This is a genomic window from Falsiroseomonas sp., assembly GCF_041690465.1.
Taxonomy (GTDB): Bacteria; Pseudomonadota; Alphaproteobacteria; order Acetobacterales; family Acetobacteraceae; genus Falsiroseomonas.
Genome location: NZ_JAWLHG010000019.1, coordinates 1 through 17,894 on the forward strand (window position 1 = coordinate 1; position 17,894 = coordinate 17,894).

Annotated in this window: 15 protein-coding genes; 7 read left to right on the forward strand and 8 right to left on the reverse strand. The window is 73.2% G+C overall.

Going from position 1 to position 17,894, the window contains the following annotated elements; translation table 11 throughout:
• Nucleotides 1–497: 497 nt before the first annotated feature.
• Nucleotides 498–1,619, reverse strand: a complete 1,122-nt coding sequence (locus tag ACESM1_RS17820) for a hypothetical protein (protein ID WP_372622325.1) — start codon at nucleotides 1,617–1,619, stop codon at nucleotides 498–500.
• Between the two features lie 613 nt (nucleotides 1,620–2,232).
• Here ACESM1_RS17820 and ACESM1_RS17825 point away from each other — a divergent pair.
• Genes ACESM1_RS17825 through metK form a run of 3 tightly spaced genes read left to right on the forward strand, consistent with a single transcriptional unit; the run spans nucleotide 2,233 to nucleotide 6,942 of the window.
• The gene (locus tag ACESM1_RS17825; protein WP_372622327.1) at nucleotides 2,233–2,844 is read left to right on the forward strand and encodes a magnesium transporter; all 612 of its coding nucleotides are present in this window, start codon (nucleotides 2,233–2,235) and stop codon (nucleotides 2,842–2,844) included.
• On the forward strand, nucleotides 2,841–5,768 hold the full coding sequence (locus ACESM1_RS17830) for a cation-translocating P-type ATPase (RefSeq protein ID WP_372622329.1): 2,928 nt from the start codon (nucleotides 2,841–2,843) through the stop codon (nucleotides 5,766–5,768). The genes ACESM1_RS17825 and ACESM1_RS17830 overlap by 4 nt, the downstream gene beginning before the upstream one ends.
• Nucleotides 5,761–6,942, forward strand: a complete 1,182-nt coding sequence (gene metK / locus ACESM1_RS17835; protein WP_372622331.1) for a methionine adenosyltransferase — start codon at nucleotides 5,761–5,763, stop codon at nucleotides 6,940–6,942. The genes ACESM1_RS17830 and metK overlap by 8 nt, the downstream gene beginning before the upstream one ends.
• A 120-nt stretch (nucleotides 6,943–7,062) precedes the next feature.
• Here metK and ACESM1_RS17840 read toward each other — a convergent pair whose 3' ends face one another.
• A complete protein-coding gene (locus ACESM1_RS17840) occupies nucleotides 7,063–7,437 on the reverse strand; it encodes a hypothetical protein (RefSeq protein WP_372622333.1) in 375 nt (124 codons plus the stop codon).
• Nucleotides 7,438–7,477: 40 nt separating this feature from the next.
• Entirely contained in the window at nucleotides 7,478–7,807 is a 330-nt protein-coding gene (locus ACESM1_RS17845; RefSeq protein ID WP_372622335.1) for a hypothetical protein, read from the reverse strand.
• 106 nt (nucleotides 7,808–7,913) lie between these two features.
• Between ACESM1_RS17845 and ACESM1_RS17850 the strand changes: the two genes are divergently transcribed.
• Entirely contained in the window at nucleotides 7,914–8,156 is a 243-nt protein-coding gene (locus tag ACESM1_RS17850; protein ID WP_372622337.1) for a hypothetical protein, read from the forward strand.
• Between the two features lie 64 nt (nucleotides 8,157–8,220).
• Entirely contained in the window at nucleotides 8,221–8,367 is a 147-nt protein-coding gene (locus ACESM1_RS17855; protein ID WP_372622339.1) for a hypothetical protein, read from the forward strand.
• Nucleotides 8,368–8,859: 492 nt separating this feature from the next.
• Here the strand turns inward: ACESM1_RS17855 and ACESM1_RS17860 are convergent, their stop codons facing one another.
• The 3 genes from ACESM1_RS17860 to ACESM1_RS17870 all read right to left on the reverse strand — a co-directional run bounded on the left by ACESM1_RS17860 (nucleotide 8,860) and on the right by ACESM1_RS17870 (nucleotide 14,228).
• Nucleotides 8,860–10,989, reverse strand: coding sequence for a glycosyltransferase (locus ACESM1_RS17860; protein WP_372622341.1), 2,130 nt, complete (start codon nucleotides 10,987–10,989; stop codon nucleotides 8,860–8,862).
• Between the two features lie 23 nt (nucleotides 10,990–11,012).
• The gene (locus tag ACESM1_RS17865) at nucleotides 11,013–12,455 is read right to left on the reverse strand and encodes a mannose-1-phosphate guanylyltransferase/mannose-6-phosphate isomerase (protein WP_372622343.1); all 1,443 of its coding nucleotides are present in this window, start codon (nucleotides 12,453–12,455) and stop codon (nucleotides 11,013–11,015) included.
• A gap of 93 nt (nucleotides 12,456–12,548) precedes the next feature.
• The gene (locus ACESM1_RS17870) at nucleotides 12,549–14,228 is read right to left on the reverse strand and encodes a diguanylate cyclase (RefSeq protein ID WP_372622345.1); all 1,680 of its coding nucleotides are present in this window, start codon (nucleotides 14,226–14,228) and stop codon (nucleotides 12,549–12,551) included.
• A gap of 148 nt (nucleotides 14,229–14,376) precedes the next feature.
• On the opposite strand from ACESM1_RS17870, the gene ACESM1_RS17875 reads away from it, so the two are divergent.
• Both ACESM1_RS17875 and ACESM1_RS17880 read left to right on the forward strand, forming a co-directional pair.
• Nucleotides 14,377–15,348: a tripartite tricarboxylate transporter substrate binding protein gene (locus ACESM1_RS17875; RefSeq protein WP_372622347.1), complete on the forward strand. Its 972-nt coding sequence runs from the start codon at nucleotides 14,377–14,379 to the stop codon at nucleotides 15,346–15,348.
• Nucleotides 15,349–15,470: 122 nt separating this feature from the next.
• Nucleotides 15,471–16,259: a hypothetical protein gene (locus ACESM1_RS17880; RefSeq protein WP_372622349.1), complete on the forward strand. Its 789-nt coding sequence runs from the start codon at nucleotides 15,471–15,473 to the stop codon at nucleotides 16,257–16,259.
• Nucleotides 16,260–16,277: 18 nt separating this feature from the next.
• Here ACESM1_RS17880 and ACESM1_RS17885 read toward each other — a convergent pair whose 3' ends face one another.
• Nucleotides 16,278–17,354, reverse strand: a complete 1,077-nt coding sequence (locus ACESM1_RS17885; RefSeq protein ID WP_372622351.1) for a sensor histidine kinase — start codon at nucleotides 17,352–17,354, stop codon at nucleotides 16,278–16,280.
• Between the two features lie 83 nt (nucleotides 17,355–17,437).
• Nucleotides 17,438–17,878 carry a nucleoside deaminase gene (locus tag ACESM1_RS17890; RefSeq protein ID WP_411278374.1) on the reverse strand — a complete coding sequence of 147 codons (441 nt, stop codon included), beginning with the start codon at nucleotides 17,876–17,878 and terminating at the stop codon, nucleotides 17,438–17,440.
• Between the last annotated feature and the right edge of the window lie 16 nt (nucleotides 17,879–17,894).

The following is a 17,894-nucleotide window of genomic DNA, read 5'->3' on the forward strand; positions in this document are numbered from 1 at the left end:
CAGGGAGAAGATCATGCGCCACTGACCACAACAGACACGCCCAACGGCTCGAACAGCCAGCGCCGTCTGTCAGATCAAGTCCTGGCTAATACACCTGACGCTGCCGTTGCGGCGTGGGTCGACCGGGGTTCGAACTGCTTTGTGGTGGTCCTGCTGTTCCTGTGTTTGCCCTCCGGCCCCCTGAACCGGCCGGCGCCAGGCGCTGCCCCGGACCGCATGTCGATCCATCCCTGCGCGCGGGCCAGCAGCGCGCCCAGGCCGTCCATCGCGGGCTCGCTCAACACGTGCGCCCTGGTGCCGGTCGCGTCCGGCCGCGGACAGATGCGGAGGGACCAGGCGCCGGCCATCTCGTCGCGGACCGCCATCCGGAACGACCCGCACGGCCTGACATGGACGCATCGCGTCCGCTGCACGAGAAGACCTCCCGGCCTGACAGGGTGCCACCTTTCGACACGGGCGACTGCCTTGGTCATCGCCCCGCGGCCGACCTCTGGCGGTCAGGGCTTGACGAGCGACAGCGCGATGTCGACCGCAATCAGGACGACAATCGCGATCTCCAGCAGTTCCGCCCGCGCCCCCGCCGCCTCGCCGTGGAGTGCCGTGTAGGTGTCGCGGATGATGGCGAGCTTGCGGTCCACCGCGGCGCTGACACTGCCGACCCGGAAGAGCTCCATCGCCGCCGCATAGACCCGCGCTAAGTAGACGTCCTCCGTCACCTGCAGCGCGTTGTCTACGCGCTCGGTGAGCTCCGTTACTTCGCCAACAAGGGTGTGTAGGCGCTGCGCCAGGCGGCTGTAGCGCCGCGCCGCCAGCATGCTGGTCCTGTTGCGCGCCGCCTCCACCAGGGCGCGCATGCGCGGCAGCTCCTCGTCGAGCATCTCGTCGTAGGTGCGCATCTCCAGCAGCTGCGCATTGGCCATTTCGAGCACGTCGGCCACGTCGGTCTCGCGACGGGGTTCCAGGATGAGCGCACGGTCCCAGGTCAGCACGACCAGGTCGTCCGGGTAATAGGAGAAGCGGTGCCGCAGCAGATCGCGGCGCGCCCCTTCGCTCAGTTCCCGCGTCTCGCCCGACAGCAGCGGCACGAGGTCGACGCCCGCCATGACTTCCTCAGCCCTCATCGGCGGGTCGAGCGCGTCCACCATCGCGAGCAGGTAGTCCTCCTGCAGCAGCGCCGTGCTCGGGCGGTCCAGCGCCTCAGCAAGCAGCTCGCGCAGCTTGCGGAGCAGGGCGTGCCAGACCGGGCTTTCCGAAGCCGGGCCGATGGCAGCATCGACGCCGTTGACGAGCTGCGTGAAGCCGGCCCAGTCGGTTTCCTGCGCTGGCACCCGCAGCGCGAAGGCCGCGACGCCGAAGTCGTAGAGCCGCACGCTGGCCGCGGCCGCCACCTCCCTGCCCTCAACGGTGATCGGAACCTGGCCGAGTTCGAGCGCCAGCGGCGGCACCCCGAAGGACACGGCCTTCGCAGGCGTGGCGCCGAGGCGGCTGCGCGCGCTCGCGCCCGCCGCCCTGCGCGCCCAGAGCTCTTCGGCGCGCTGCAGATCGATGCCGTAGGCAACGTCCACGAGCCGCAGCGCGACCACTTGGCCGGAGGTCACATGCAACCTGTTCGCCGCCATATTCGCTCCCGAACATCTCTTGCCACATGTCGGCTGTATCATACCAAGATCGGCCGACGGCGGTGAGGCGGGCCTGGTACCAGGCGGATGAAGACCCGTCTGCCGGTCCCCGCCGGGAACTGCAGTGATGCGTGTTCCCGCCTGCCGCTTCCGGCGTTGCGGCAACAATCAGGCTGGATTGCGGGCGCTCCACTCCGCGAAGATGCGTTCAAGCAGCTCGACCTTCTTGCAGTCCTGTGCTGCCGCTGCGCGCTTGAAGGCGCGGCGGAAGTCGGGCGTCACGCGGAAGTTCAGCGGCTCCGTCCGCTCCTTGGCCGGCGCCCTTGCGGATTTCGCCTTCTTCTAGCCGCCTCGTCCGTGGCCGCGCCCTTGCCACCGCTGGGCGCAAGGCTGGTTGCTGCCGCGACGGCCTCGGAGATCAGCAGCGAAGCTAGCACCTTCGAAGGATCACGACGCATGGAAGATCGTCGAAAGTGCCGTCCAAAGGGCGCGCGGTGTAGCTCCCATCCCGTGCAGCGCGCCCTCATCCGCCGTGCCTGCGGAAAAGTGGTGGCGCTCATGAGATCAAGGGGCGTCGCGGAATTGTCTCATCCATGCGGTATGGTGATCCAGCATGAATGAAGGCATCCCACCCAGCAGTGGCGCTCCAGACGGACGGATCGCCCGCTCTGTTTCCGCCCATATCGACCAGGCCAAGGCGGCGCTGACGGCACCCCCGCACCGGCGCGCGCTGTACCGCCTGCCCTGGCTGCTGGTCGGCCTGGCGGGCTCGGCTGCCGCGACGGCGCTGATGGCCGGGGCGGAGGCGCAACTCTCGAACCATATCGCCATCGCATTCTTCATCCCGGCCATCGTCTACCTGGCGGACGCCATTGGCACGCAGGCGGAGGCGGTCGCCGTCCGCGGACTCTCGTTCACTGATGGCGGCCCCTTACGGCTCCTGCTCGGCGAACTCGGCACCGGCGCGCTGCTGGGCCTCACCCTGGCCACGCTGTCCTTCGTTGCGGTCTGGTCGGTGTTCGGTGATCCGCGCCTCGCCCCGGCCGTGGCAGCCGCGCTGGCAGCGGCCGGAACCATTGCGACCGGTGTCGGCTTCCTCCTGGCCCGGGTCTTCCAACGCGGCGGCCTGGACCCGGCGCTCGGCTCCGGGCCGGTGGCAACGGTCGTGCAGGGCGTGCTGTCGCTTGCGGTCTATCTCGGCCTTGTGGGCCTGCTGCTGACATGACGGTCAGCGGCAACCTGCCGTCGCGGCCACGCCGAGCGCGCGGCGCCACCGTCGTGCACGCACTGCCCGGCCGCTACCGCCTCGCCGACCCGCGGCTGCGCGGGGCTCCGGATCGCGCCGAGGCGGCGCGGCTGGCCTTGCTCGGCGTGCCGGGCGTGACGCAGGCGAGCGCCTCGGCGGTGACCGGAACCGCGCTTGTGCACTGCGCGGCCGCGGTCACGCCATCGCGCCTCTGCGCCGTGCTGGGGGCGGCGCTCGGCGGTCCGCCGCGGGCACGCAGCCTCTCCGCCGCGCCCGCGGCGGCGCCGCCCGCCGAGCCGCATGCGTGGCACGCCATGCCGGTGCCTGCCGCGGCGGCCGCGCTGGGCTGTGCCCCCAAGCGCGGCCTGCCGCCCGCCGAGGCCGCGGCGCGGCTGGCCGCGGGCGGCCCGAACCTGCTGGCGCGCGCCGAGGCGCGTTCCCTCGCCGCCATCTTTGCCGAGCAACTCACCTCGGTCCCGGTGGCGCTGCTGGGCGCCTCGGCGGTCGTCTCCATCGCCACGGGTGGGATCGCCGATGCGGTGGCGATCGGTGCGGTGGTGCTGCTGAACGCCGGCATCGCCACCGTCACCGAACGCTCCGCCGAGCGCACCATCCGCGGCCTGTCCGACGTCTCCCCCGCGCCGGTGCCGGCTATCCGCGGCGGCAAGCGCATCCTGCTGCCGGTCGAGGGCCTCGTGCCGGGCGACCTCATCCAGCTCGAGCCCGGAATCCTGGTGCCCGCCGACGCCCGGCTGATCGCGTCGACGGACCTGACGGTGAACGAGAGCGCGCTGACCGGCGAGAGCCTGCCCGTCACCAAGGACGCTGCGGCGCGCGTGCCGGTCGAGGCGCCGCTCGCCGAGCGCCGCAGCATGGTCTTCCGCGGCACCGGCGTGACCGGCGGCTCAGGCCTCGCGATCGTCACCGCGACCGGAACGGCGACCGAGATCGGCCGAATCCAGGCGCTGCTCGGCGACGTCCGCCCGCCGCAGACGCCGATCGAGCGCCAGCTTGGCGAGGTCGGGCGCGAGCTGGTGCTGATCAATGGCGTGATCTGCGCGACGGTCGGCGGCATCGGGCTGCTGCGCGGCCAGCCATGGCCGGCGGTGCTGCGCAGCGCCATCAGCCTGGCCATTGCCGCCGTGCCGGAAGGCCTGCCGGCGGTCGCCACCACCACCCTCGCCCTCGGCATCCAGGACATGCGGGACAAGCAGATCCTGGTCCGCCGGCTGGACGCGGTGGAGACGCTGGGCGCCGTGGAGGTAGTCTGCCTCGACAAGACCGGCACGCTGACCACGAACCGCATGGCGACCACGGCGCTGCATGTGGATGGCGCATTGCTGGCGCCACCGGCGCCCGCCGGCAAGCAGCGCGGCGTGGCCGCGGCGCTGCTGGAGGCTGCGACGCTGTGCAGCGATGTCGAGCAGGCCGCCGACGGACTCGCCGGGTCGCCGACCGAGACGGCGCTGGTGCGCGCCGCGCAGGATCTCGGCCTCGACCTCGCCAGGCTGCGCGCGCGCTGGCCGAGGAAGGAGGCGGTGCCCAGGGCCGAGGGCCGCAAGCGCATGACGACGCTGCACCGCGGCCGTGGCGGCGCCCTGCTGGCGGTGAAGGGCGACCCGGCCGAAGTGCTGGCGCGCTGCACGAAGCGCCTCACCGCATCGGGCGAGGTGCCGCTCGACGGCGCGGCGCGCCAGGCGATCATTGCCGCCAATGACCGGATGGCGGCGCAGGCGCTGCGCGTGCTCGGCGTCGCGCGGCGGGAGGGCGGCGGCGATCCGCAGGACGAGCACGGCCTGACCTGGCTCGGCCTGGCCGGCCTTGCGGACCCGCTGCGGCCGGGTGCGGCGGAGGCGATCCACGACCTGCACGTTGCCGGCATCCGCACCATGATGATCACCGGCGACCAGAGTGCGACCGCCTACGCCATCGCCAAGGAACTCGGGCTGCCGCGCGACGGCGAGGTGCGCGTGCTGGAAGCCGGCGCGCTGCGCGACCTGCCGCCCGAGGCGCTGGCGGCCCTTGCCCCGCAGGCCGATGTCTTCGCCCGCGTCAGCCCCTCCAACAAGCTGCAGATCGTGCGCGCGCTTCAGGCTTCGGGGCGGATCGTCGCCATGACCGGCGACGGCATCAACGACGGCCCGGCGCTGCGCGCCGCCGAGATCGGTATCGCGATGGGGGGCGGCGGCACCGATGTGGCGCGCGAGGTCGCCGACATCGTGCTCGCCACCGACGATCTGGGCGGGCTGCTCGACGCCATCGGGCTCGGCCGCGCGACCTACGCCAATATCCGCAAGGTGCTGCGCTACCTGGTTGGCACCAATGCGTCCGAGACCATGGTGATGCTCGGCGCGGCGATCGCCGGACTGCCGGCGCCGCTGACGCCGATGCAGCTGCTCTGGCTCAATCTCGTCTCCGATCCGCTCCCCGCGCTGGCGCTGGGGCTCGAGGCGCCGGAGCCCGATGTGCTGGAGCAGCTGCCGCACGATCCGCGCGCGCCGATCCTCTCCCCCGCGGATTTCCGCCGACTGCTGCGCGAGGGCGCGGTGATCGGCGCTGCGGCGCTCGCTTCCACCTTCGGCGCGGCGCCGGCGGCGACCTTCCACGGGTTGACCCTGGCGCAGCTGGCGCATGCCTTCGTCTGCCGGTCGGAGACGCATGGCCTGCTCGATCCCCACCGGCCGCCGATGAATGCCAGGCTGGTCGGCGCCATCGGCATCTGCCTGGCGTTGCAGGGCGCGGCGCAGGGGGTGGGGCCGCTACGCCGGCTGCTCGGTCTGGGACCGCTCGGGCCGGCCGGCTTCGCCGCAACGGCGGCGACGGCGGTTGCGCCGCTGGTGGTGAACGGGATCATCTCGGCCGCGTCGCAGCGGCGGCGGCGGGAGGAGGGGCCGGATGCGTGACGGCACGATCTTCACCTCGGAATCGGTGACGCCGGGCCATCCGGACAAGCTCTGCGACCGCATCAGCGACGCGGCGGTGGACGCCTTCCTGCAGCAGGATGCGCGGGCGCGCGCCGTGGTGGAATGCGCGGTGGCGACCGGCATCGTCTTCATCGCCGCGCGCTTCGCGGCGGAGGCGGTGGTCGACCTTCCCTCCCTCGCGCGCGGCGTGATCGCCGAGGCGGGCTATGTCGGCGAGGGCTTCGACGCCCGCACCTGCTCCATCCTGACCAGCATCTCGGAGCTGCCGGCGGCGGCACGCGCCCCGGATGAGGAGGCGACCGACGAGGAGCACGAGGTCGAAGCGCTCAGTGCGACCGAGCAGGCCAATGTCTTCGGCTACGCCACCGACGAGACGGCCACGCTGATGCCGGCACCCCTGGTCATCGCGCATCGCCTGGCGCGCGCCCTGGATGCGGCGCGGGCGCAACTGCCGTGGCTGGCGCCGGACGGCAAGACACAGGCGGGCGTCCTGTACGGCGGAGGCCGCGCCGCAGCACTGTCGACCGTCGCCCTCACGGTGGCGACGCTTCCTGGCGCGCCAAAGGCCGGCCCGCTCGCGGCGGCATTGCGCGAGCAGGTGGTGGTCCCGGCGCTGGCGGATGCACCGTTGCCTTTGTCGCCGCATACCGAGGTCCATGTGAATGCCGGCGGCCCCTTCGCGATCGGCGGCCCGTCGCGCCATGCGGGGCTCACCGGGCGCAAGAACGGCATCGACACCTATGGCGAGGCGGCGCGGCAATCCGGCGCAGCACTCTCGGGCAAGGACCCGTCGCGCATCGACCGGATCGGCGCCTATGCGGCGCGGCACGCGGCGAAATGCGTGGTCGCCGCGGGCCTGGCGCGGCGCTGCGAAGTGCATCTCGGCTACGTCATTGGCCATGCGCGGCCGGTCAGCGTCGCTGTGGAATGCTTCGGCACCGCCTCGGTCGCCGAGGAGGAGATTGCCCGGCGCGTCGCCGCGACTTTCGATTTCCGCCCCGCCGCGATCGAGCGCCGCTTCGCGCTGCGCAGCCGTGCGCAGGCCGCCGGCGAGGCGGGATTCTTTCGCCCCCTCGCCGTCTACGGGCAGATGGGGCGCGAGGATCTCGCCGTGCCCTGGGAGGAGACCAGCGAGGCGGCGCTGCTGCAGTAGCGTGCGTCGCGGCGGCCGCCTGCGCCAGCGCCTGCTGCGGGTCGCGCGGCTTGCCGGCACGCCTGCGGGCGGGGACTTGTCGTTTCGTGGCGGGGCGCCTGGGGGCGGCCGCCATCGAGGTTACTCCTGGGGGTCGGACGCAGGTGAGCCGCGCAACAAGCTGCCCGCGTACCAAAGCAGCGTAATGGCCGGTGGCAGAACGGCGCCCCGCGAGGCCTGCAGGGCCGCCAGGAGCCCGAAGGCCGCTGCGCCGACCGGTGCAAACTGCGCCGCCGAGGGCGTGCGCGTCGCGGGCGCCTGCGCCGTGGCGCGGAACATGCCTTCCTTCGCCGCGGCCGCGAGCACCGCCTCCGCCGCGCCGCGGAAGCGAAGCAAGAGCCCTGCGGTGGTCGGGTTCGCGGCGGCGCCGACGACACCCGGCAGCATCAGCGCGCGCTGCGCGAGCAGCGCGAAGAATGCCGCGTCGTCGCGGTGCCCCGGCAGCCGCAGCCGCATCCGCCCCGCCACGGCGGAGACGATGATGGCGCGCGGGGCTTCAGGCATCGGCCGGCGCCCGCGCAACTTTGCGCGTCCGCTTGGCGGGCGCCCGTGCCGCCCGTCTTGCGCGGGCGGGCGGCGCGGGCGGCGGCTGGGGCTCCGGCGCCTCGGCGAGTTCGGCCTGCGCCTCCGCATAGAGGTCCTCGACCGTCTCGGCTGCCTCGGCCGCGGCGGTGCGCAGCGCGGTGCCGGTCGCAATCGCGAGCTTCAGCCCGGCGCGCAGCACGGGGCGGAGATTGCGCGATGCCTCCGGCGCCAGCGCAGGCGCCAGCACGGCGGCCCCCGCGCCTGCGGCGACACCGGCGAGAAACACGAGAAGAGGAGGCATCGGCGCGATCCTGTTCCTTGCCCATGGGTGCGTCGGGGCGCGTTGCCCGTTCACCGTGCATGAAGGTAGCGTCGGGCGATCATTGGGCGGAAGGGGCAAGTGGCCGATGAGCAGGAAGCCGAAAGGCGAAGCCGGTGCGTCGGAGGCGGCGAAGGTCGCCGCGACCGTGATGCTCTCGCTCGGGCGCACCAAGGCGACGCATGAATTCGAAGAGGTCTCCGTCTCCACCGACGACCCGGCGCATGTCACGGTCCTCCTCTCCTCCGCGGATGGACGCAAGATCGCGGTGATGCTGCCGCGCGCCGAGGTGAAGCGCCTGCTATCCTGGCGCATGATCATGTCGCTGTAGCGGCCGCCGCCATCGGCGAGCCGATTCATGCCGCAAGCTCCGCCGGACAGCGGAGAGGCGGACCATGAACATGATCCTGCCACGGGAGCGAGCCGGGTCAGGTGGCGCGCATCAGGACATGCGCGGCATGCTGGCGGCGCGAGCGGCCGACGAGGCCACGGCGCCGGCGCATCGCACGAAGGTCGATATCCGGAATCTGGATTTCTTCTAAGGTCGTTCCCAGGCACTGAAGAACGTCAGCCTGTCGCTTAAGGACCGCCACGTGACCGCGCTGATCGGCCCGTCCGGAAGTATCTCGGCGAGCTGGTCGAGTTCGGTACTGCGGAGGAGATCGGGCCGTCCGCTCGGGCGACGGTATCGAGTGTGCCGTGGGCCCAACTCGGTACGCGGGGCATCTCCACGATCCACTCACCTGCGGCAATCCACCGGCCGCTCGTACATCGCAATCGAGCACGAAGGCGATGCTGCTGGTGTCGAGCGAGGCGTCGGGGAAGTCGCCCCGCCGCGCGCCAGGCAGGGTGACGTCGACGTTCGCCGTTGCACCGGCAGCGAGGCTCGGCAGGTCCCAGGACACCTCCGCCGCGAACTCGCGCCGGCCCGAGCCAGAGAGCGACCCGGACAGCAGCGGCGTGCCGTTCAGCACGGCGGGCCCGGCCTCCTACAGACCGTAGAGGCGGATGCGACGGCTGCCCGGCGGCGCCGTTCAGGCCGGCTCCGGCCAGGTGAAGGTGAGCCGCTCCAGGAAGCCGAGCCGCGCCGCCACATCCTCCGGCGCGCAGGCCATCAGCGCGACGACGCCCACGCCGATCCCGGGCACCGGATCGTCCGACGGCGGATCCGCCTCGATCGCCAACTCTGCCACCGCGGCGGGGGCGGGCAGGTCCAGCACCACCACCGGGCGCGACTCGGCGGCCAGTTCCAGCAGCCGCCGCGGGCCACGCCCGGCGCGCAGGGTGACCCGGCGCGCCGCCGCGGCGCCGCGCAACGCGATGTGCAGCCGCAGCGGGCCCGACCGCGTCTCCGGCACCGGCAGCCGCAGCAAGGCCCGGCCGGGCCGGGTCCAGCAGCCCCAGGGCTCCGGCGCGTGCCAGGCTGGGCCGGCGCGCAGCAGCTCGGCCCAGGCCATGGCAGGCTCGGGACGTGGCGCCTCGATCTCGGCCAGGCGATGCACCAGGCCGAGCGGCGGCGCCGGTGGCGGCGATGACGGGCCGGCCGGTGCCGAGTCCAGTGCGGCGATCAACTCCTCCGCCACCGCGCGCCAGCTGCGCAGGCGCAGGCCGGTGGCGATGCGCGCCTCCGTGGCCGTGCGGAAGCCGGGCTCGAACAGCAGCTTCTCGATCATGGCGAGGAAATCCGGCTCGCTGCCCGGCGCGACATGCAGCGCCAGCCCCTGCCCGGCTTCGAGCAGCCCCGAATGCGCCGGCGCCACCACCGCCTTGCCGGCAGCCAGCGCTTCGGTCACCGGCAGGCCCCAGCCTTCGTGCCGCGAGTGGTAGACGGTGAACAGCGCGCCGCGATAGAGCGCCGCCAGCGCGCCATCGGCCACGTCGTCCAGCCAGAGCACGCGGCCTTCCAGCGCGGGGGCGCGTTGCAGCAGCGCCAGCGCCGGCCCGGCGTTGAAGCCGGCGCGGCCGACCAGCACCAGCCGCGGCACCGCCTCGCCATGCCGCCGCAGCAATTCGAGCCAGGCATTCAGGACGAAGAGGTGGTCCTTGCGGCTTTCGATGGTGCCGACGAAGAGGATGTAGGGCTCGCCGGCCAGCGTGGCGGCGCGTGGATGCGGGGCGGCGGCGGGCGGCGGCGGCAGGGCGGCGTCGGGTCGCAGCACCTGCACCGGCGCGAAGGGCAGGCCGGGCAGGCGCTCCGCGGCCAGCCGCTCCACGTCCTGCCTGGTCGCCTCGGAGATCGCCAGGACCAGATCGGCCTGGGTGCCGACAGCCGAGAACCAGCGGGCGAAGCGGGCCGAGACGGCCGGCTCGCTGTGTTCCGGGATGCTCACCGGCCCGGTGTCGTGCACCAGCGCGGCGTAGCGCAGCCCGTGGCGCGCGCGGGCCTCGCGCACCGCCTGGTGATAACCCGCCAGCCACCAGGAGGAACCGGGGTTCACCAGCCACGCGCCCTGCGGGAAGGCGAGGTCGGGCGCCGCCTCCAGCATCGCCTCGGCGGCCGCGCGGGTGGCGGTCCAGGCTGGGTCGAGGGGGTCGGCGCCGGCGCGGGCCAATGCGGCCAGGCGAAGGAAGGCCTCGCGCGGCAGCTCGCGCCAGCTGCCGGTGGCGGGGCGGAACACGGCGAGGCGCGCTTCCGCGAGCCCGATGTCGCGCGCCAGCGCAGCGCCGGCGAGTTCCATCTGCACCCGCTGGATGCCGCTCGGCGCGCGCGCGGAGCCGAACCAGGACATCAGGTCGGAGAGGTCGAAGACCACGCGCAGGTCGCCGATCAGGCTGAGCCCGGCGGGCTGTTCCGCCGGAAGCCCGGCGGCGGGATCGCGCAGCGCGGTCAGTTCCTGCCAGGCGGCGTCGCCAGAAGGGTCGAGCTCCAGCGCGGCGGCATAGGCCTCGCGCGCGCCGGCGAGATCACCGGCCAGCTTGAGGGCATGGCCGATCTGCAGTTGCAGGTCGGCATCGCCGGGCAGGCCGGCTTCGGCACGGCGGTAGGAGTCGAGCGCGGCGGAAGGATCGCCGGCCTCCTTCACGCAATGGCCGTGCTGGACCCAGATCGCCCAGTCCTCCGGGGCGCGGGCGAGATGCGCGGCATAGGCGGCCGCCGCACCGCGCCAATCGCCGGCGGCCCGCCGCGCCTCGGCCTCGGCGAGCGGTTCGCGCGCCCGGTCCATCCGCCCCCCTGCTCGCAGCGCGCTCAGGCGCGGCCGTAGGTGTCCTCGATGCGCACGATGTCGTCCTCGCCGAGATAGGGGCCGGACTGCACCTCGATCAGCGTCAGCGGGATCATGCCCGGATTCTCCAGCCGGTGCACGCAGCCGAGCGGCAGATACACGCTCTCGTTCTCGCGCAGCAGGATACGCTCCTTGTCGCGCTCGACGATGGCGGTGCCGGCCACCACCACCCAATGCTCGGCGCGGTGGTAGTGCTTCTGCAGGCTGAGCTTGGCGCCAGGGCGCACGACGATACGCTTCACCTGGAAGCGCGCGCCATGCGCCACGCCCTCGTAGCTGCCCCAGGGGCGGTAGACGCGGCGATGCTCGGTGGCCTCCTTGCGGCCCTCGGCCTTCAGCTTCTCGACAAGCTGCTTCACCTCCTGCGCGCGCTCGCGGTGGCAGGCGAGCACAGCGTCGTCGGTGACCACCAGCACCACATCCTCCAGGCCGACCACGGCCGTGAGGATGCCCTCCGAACGCACGAAGCAGTTGCGCGCGCCGAGCGTGGTGACCGGGCCGGCGGTGGCGTTGCCATCCGCGTCCTTCGCCGCGATCTCCCACAGCGAATCCCAGGAGCCGACATCGGACCAGCCAGGGTCGCAGGGCACCACGGCGGCGAGCGCGGTGCGCTCCATCACCGCATGGTCGATCGAGATCGAGGGCGCCTCGGCGAAGCCGGCACCGAGGCGGACGAAGCCGAGGTCGCGCGCCGCGCCGGCCACGCCGTCCTTCGCTGCCGCCAGCACCTGCGGCGCGTGCGTGGCCAGCTCGGCCAGCAGGGTGCCGGCCGTGGCCACGAACATGCCGCTGTTCCAGAGATGGCGCCCGCCCTCGACCATGGCCGCGGCGGTGGCGGCATCGGGCTTCTCGACGAAGCGGGCGACGGCGCGCGCGGCATGGCCGGCGGCCTCGCCGCCCGGCAGCGCGGCGCCGGCCTCGATATAGCCGTAGCCGGTTTCGGGGCGGGTCGGGCGGATGCCGAAGGTGGCGATGCGCCCGGCGCGCGCGGCCACCGCGGCGGCCGCCAGCGCGGCGAGCAGCCCGGGCACGTCGGCCACCGCGGCATCGGCGGCCATGATCCAGAGCACCGTCTCCGGCGCGGCCTCGCCGACCAGCGCGGCGGCGGCGGCGATCGCGGCGGCGGAGTTGCGCGCCACCGGCTCCAGCACGATCCGCGCCTCGGCGAGGCCCGCCTCGCGCAGCTGCTCGGCGACCAGGAAGCGATGCGCCTCGCCGCAGACCACGACCGGCGGGGCGAACAGCGGGCCGGCGGCGCGGGCGGCGGTTTCCTGCAGCATGGTGCCCGCGGCGGCGAGCGGCCAGAACTGCTTCGGGTAGCCCTCCCGCGAGAGCGGCCAGAGGCGCGTGCCGGTACCGCCGGAGAGGATGACGGGTACGATCCGGTCGGCGGGCGCGGTGGGCATTCTGAGGGTCCTGGCAGAAGGCGTGACGGCCGGTTGTGTCGCACCACCCGGGAAAAAGAAAGGCAGCCGTCTGGCAACGGGATGGCGGGCGCCTCAGCCCGGCATGGGCAGGGCGGCCATGGTGGCCTCGGCCGGCATGGCGCGGTCGCGGCCGCCGCGCTTGGCGGCGTAGAGCGCGGCATCCGCGGCCTCGATCACCTTGCCGAGCTGCTCGCCATGCTCCGGCCAGGCGGCGACGCCGATCGAGACGGTGACCGGCGGCAGGCCGTTGTCGGCACGGTCGCGCAGCGCGCGGATGTTGCCGCACAGCTCCTGCGCGCGCACCAGCGCCTCCTGCGCGGTGCAGTCCGGCATCACCACCAGCAGCTCCTCGCCGCCATAGCGGCAGGCCATGTCCATCCGCCGCAACCTGGCCAGCAGCAGCGCGCCGACCTCGCGCAGCACGGCGTCGCCGGTGGCGTGGCCGTAGCGGTCGTTCACCTGCTTGAAGTGATCGAGGTCGAGCATCAGCACCGCGATCGGCGCGCCGCGGCGCTCGGCATGCGCCACCAAGCGCGGCAGCATCTCCTCCAGGAAGCGGCGGTTCTGCAGTCCGGTGAGCTCGTCGCGCATCGCCTGGTTGCGCAGCTTCTCCCGCAGCGCGAGGTTGGCAAGCGCCAGGCTGACGCCGTCGGCCAGCGCATAGGCCAGTTCGCGCCGCGCCGTGGAGGGAATGTCGTGGTCCGCCGGCGGGATGAACTTCAGCACCCCATAGACCTCGCCGCGCGCGTGCATCGGCACGCATAGCCCGCAGGTACCGGTGCCGGTGGCGTGCTCGCAGAGCAGGCCGCCGCCCAGCCCGCAGCCATGCGGCCGGCCGCGCTTCAGCGCCCAGCATTCATTCGGCCCGAAATGCTCCGGCAGGGCGGCCACTGCGGCCTCGCCGGCGCCCCAGGCGCCGAGCAGGTCGAGCCGGTCGCGGGAATTGTTGAACACGTAGAAGGCGCCACCGAGCTTGGGCAGCAGTTCGCGCGCGGTGTGCGAGACGACGCGGCGGATGTCCTCCGGCGAGAGGCTGCTCTGCAGCAGCTCGCCCATGCGGAACAGGGTGGCGATCTCGCGCCCGCGCGCATCCATCGCGGCGCTGGCCTCTTCCGCCGCGCTGCGCCGCCGGCCCAGCATCGCGATCGCGCCGAGCAGCAGCACCAGCGTGGCGCCGGAGGATCCGCCGATCAGCAGCAGGCCGACCATCTGCCCCTCCTGCAGGGCAGCCTCGCGCATCGCCAGCTCGGCCTGCGCCTTGTGGCGGAATTCGTGCAGCACGCCGTGGATGCGCTGCACCACGCTTTCCGCCTCGGAGCGCAGCACGGCCTGCGGCGCGCTGTTGTCGGCGCTCGATTCGAACAGGTCCTGCGCATGCTCGTGGATCCGCAACACGTGCTCGAGCGGAGCACCGAGCGGCGCCAGGCCGCGCGCGGCGAGCGGCGGTTCCAGGCGGCGCACCACCTCGCGCCCCTGGTCGCGCAGCGCCGCGCCGCTGCGGATCGCGCCGTCGCGGTCTTCGAGCCGGCCGGAGAGCAGCCAGTGGCGCATTGCCGACTGCGCGTCGGCCAGCAGCAGCAGCAGCCGCTCCGCCTCCGCCGCCTCCTGGTGGAGACCGACGATCGCCCCCTGCTGCCGGCGCAGCTGCGCGTGGCTGTGGAGAGCCGATGCGGCGCCGATGACGGTTGCGAGAAGCAGGGCACCGGCCAGCAGGGTCGCCTGCAGCCGGTGTTGGGACAGCCGGATTGCCATGAAGGCAACGTTACGAATTCATCCTGAAAACTCGGTTAAGCCCACCCGTCGCGGGCCGTTGCCCATGGCGGCCGTTGCGGGCTACCCATGTCGGCATTGTACGCTGGACGGGCCCCGAAAGCCCGCCGGATCCAGGGAGGTTTCGCCGATGACGATCTCGATTCCGCGCCGTGCCGCGCTGCTCGGACTGGGGGCCGGGGTGCTGGCCGCGCCGGGGGTGCGCGCGCAGGCCCGGTTCCCCGACAAGCCTATCCGCCTGCTGGTCCCCTGGGCCGCCGGCGGCACCACCGACATCCAGATGCGCGTCCTGGCCGAGCAGGCTTCGCGCCGCCTGGGGCAGCCGATCGTGGTGGAGAACAAGCCCGGCGCCGGCGGCGTGCTCGCCCCGCAGCAGCTCCTGCAGGAACGGCCCGACGGCTACGTGCTGTCGCAGATGCCGATCAGCGTGTTCCGCCACCCGCAGATGGCGCAGCGGGCGCTGTTCAACCCGCTCGAGGACTTCACCTACGTCATCCACCTGACCGGCTATCTGTTCGGCACCGTGGTGCGGGCCGATGCGCCCTGGCAGACGCTCGGCCAGCTGCTCGACCACGCCAAGGCCAATCCGGGCAAGGTCAACTACGGCACCCCGGGCGTCGGCACCTCGCTGCACATCACCATGGAGCAGATCGCCGGCACCCGCGGCATCGAATGGACCCATGTGCCGTTCCGCGGCTGGGCGGAGAACGCGCAGGCGCTGCTCGGCGGGCAGATCCATGCCAGCTCCGACAGCTCCGGCTGGGCCGAGCTGGTGAAGGGTGGCCAGCTGCGCCTGCTGGCGGTGTGGAGCGCGGAGCGCGCCAAGCGCTTCCCGGAGGTGCCGACGCTGCGCGAGAGCGGCATCGACATCGTCTCCGCCTCGCCCTACGGCCTGGCCGGCCCGAAGGGCATGAACCCGGCGATCGTGCAGCGGCTGCACGACGCCTTCCGGGAGGCCCTGATGGACCCCGCGCATATCGCCATCCTCGATCGCTTCGACATGGCGCCCTGGCACATGGGCCCGGAGGAGTACACCGCCTTCGCGCGGAAGACCTATGCGGAGGAAGGCGAGATGATCCGGCGCCTGGGCCTGCGGCTCTGACCACCGCCCACCTCCGCTGCGGCGACGATCTGCGCGATCGCCTGCCCGCGGCGGGGTGGGAGGGCGAGTACCTCGCCTTCGCCGACCCGGTCTGCCAGGGACCGGTCGGCGAGGACGGGCTGATGGCCTATCTCGGCCGCCGCGCCCGCTTCGTCGCCGCGCATTACGGGGCCGAGTTGCAGGCGGTGCGGCTGCGCCTCGGCGCGGAGTATGCGGCGCTCAACGGGCTCGACCGCTTCGACCGCGTGCTGCTGTGGTTCGAGCACGATCTCTGGGACCAGGCGGCGCTGATCCGCGTGCTCGGCCTGCTGGCGGAACGGCGCGGGCTGGCGGGCAAGCTGTTCCTGGTGCCCGCCGATGGGCAGCGCCCCTTCGCCGCCTTGTCCGATGCGGAGCTCGCCGCGCTGGCGCCGCGGGAACTCACCCGTGCGCAGATCGAGGTCGGCGCCGAGGCCTGGGCGGCCTTCGCAGCCGAGGATCCGCGCCCGCTCGATGCGCTGTGGCGCCGGGCGCTGGCGCTGCCGCATCTGGCGCCGGCATTGCGCCGGCACCTGCAGGACCTGCCCTGGACCACCGATGGTCTCTCCCTGACGGAGCGGCTGCTGCTGCGCGCGGTGGCCGAGGGCGCCGGCGACCTCTCGGCCGCCTGCCGCGCCTTGCAGGCGGCCGATCCGGTGTTCCAGGTGACGGACCTCATCGTGCGGGACCATCATGCGCGGCTCTCCGAAGGGCCGCGCCGTGCCATTGCCCGCGGTGTGCCCTGGCGGCTCTCGCCGCAGGGCGAGGCGCTGCTGCGCGGCGAGGCACGCCAGGCGCCCGCGCCACGCTTCCAGGGCGGCGTCACGATCGCGCCGCGCGCACCCTGGCGCTGGGATCCGCACTTCGGCGGCGTGGTCGAGGGGCGCGGCTGAGCCGCCCGGTCGCCGCGCTCACGCGGCCGCGGACGCCCTGGCGCCGCCGGGCTCTGCCACGAGAAAGCGGAGTTCCACGACGGTGCCGGCGCCATCCGGGCCCGGGCGCCGTGCGAAGCGGCCGCGCAGCTGCGCCGCAAGCGAGCGCAGCAGGCGCGTGCCGAGGCCGGCATCGCGCGACGGAGACGCCGGCGGCGCGCCCTCCAGCTCGCCTTCCGGCGGCACGCCGATGCCATCGTCGGTGACGACCAGCACGAACTCCTCGCCGTCGCGGGCGAACCGCACCTGAACGGTGCCGGGCCGGTCCTCGGGGAAAGCGTATTTCAGCGCATTGGTCACCGTCTCGTTCAGCACCAGGCCGAGCGGCACCGCGCGCTCGGCGGAGAGCGGATGCGGCTCCGCCTCCGCCAGCAGGCGCACCGGGCGCAGCCCGGCACTGGTCAGCGATGTCTCGATGTCGCTGCAGAGGCCGGTGATGAACTCACGCGAATCGATCACCGGCCGCTCCGCCCCCTGGTCCAGCCCGTCATCCAGTGCCAGCCGCGCATGCACCCGCGCCAGGGCCAGCGCGTGGTCGGCTGCTTCGCGCAACGCTTCCCGCGCCGCGGCCGAGGGAGCAAGGCGGGCACGCAGCATCAGCAGCCCGACCAGGGAGCCCAGGTCGTTGCGCGTGCGGTGGCGGAACTCGCGGAGCAGCAGCGCCTGGGAGCGTTCGGATCGTCGCAGCTCGTCCTGGGCCTGCTGCTGCCGCGCCACCGCCCGGTGCAGCGCCTCGAGCACCAGCGACATGGTGACCCCGACCACGATGAACAGCGCGAGTTCCACCAGCACGTCCGGGTCCTGGACGCCCAGCGAGGGTGCCGGGCCCAGGTTGCGCCAATAGCCGAGCGCGGCGCAGAGCAGCGTGGCGAACAGGCCGGTGCCGTGGTCGAACAAAGCTGCGGCGAGCAGCACGGCGATGAGCAGATGGGTCAGCGAATAGGAGGACGGTATCCCGGCCACCAACAATTCCGGAACCGCAAAAAGCACCAGCACGATGACGGTGGTGATGATGTAGCGGAGCGGCGTCGAAAGCCGACGCGTGCGCTGCAGCATGTGGGCGAGGCTCGGCCGATCTGGCATGGCGGGCCAACGGCCGAACGGAGGCCTCGCTTTGCCAATGGAGGGAACGTGAAGCCTCAGCCCCCCTGGCGGAGCGCGGTGAAGAAGCCACGCAGGAGTTCCGCCGCCTCTCCCTCGCGGACGCCGCCGACGACCTCTGGCGCGTGGTGGCAGGTCGGCTGGGCGAAGAAGCGCGGCCCGTGCTCGACACCACCGCCCTTGGGGTCGTAGGCGCCGAACACCAGGCGCCTGACGCGGAACAGGCTGGCGGCGGCGGCGCACATGGCGCAGGGCTCCAGCGTGACCCAGAGCGTCGCATCGGGCAGCACCTTGTCGCCGGTGGCGGCCGCGGCGGCGCGCAGCGCCAGCATCTCGGCGTGGGCGGAGGGGTCGCGCCGCGCCTCCACCTCGTTGCCGGCGCGGCCCAGCACGGTGCCGTCCGCGGCGGTGACGACCGCGCCCACCGGCACCTCGCCGCGCGCGGCGGCGGCGCGGGCTTCGGCCAGGGCGATTTCCATGGGGCTCATGCGGGGG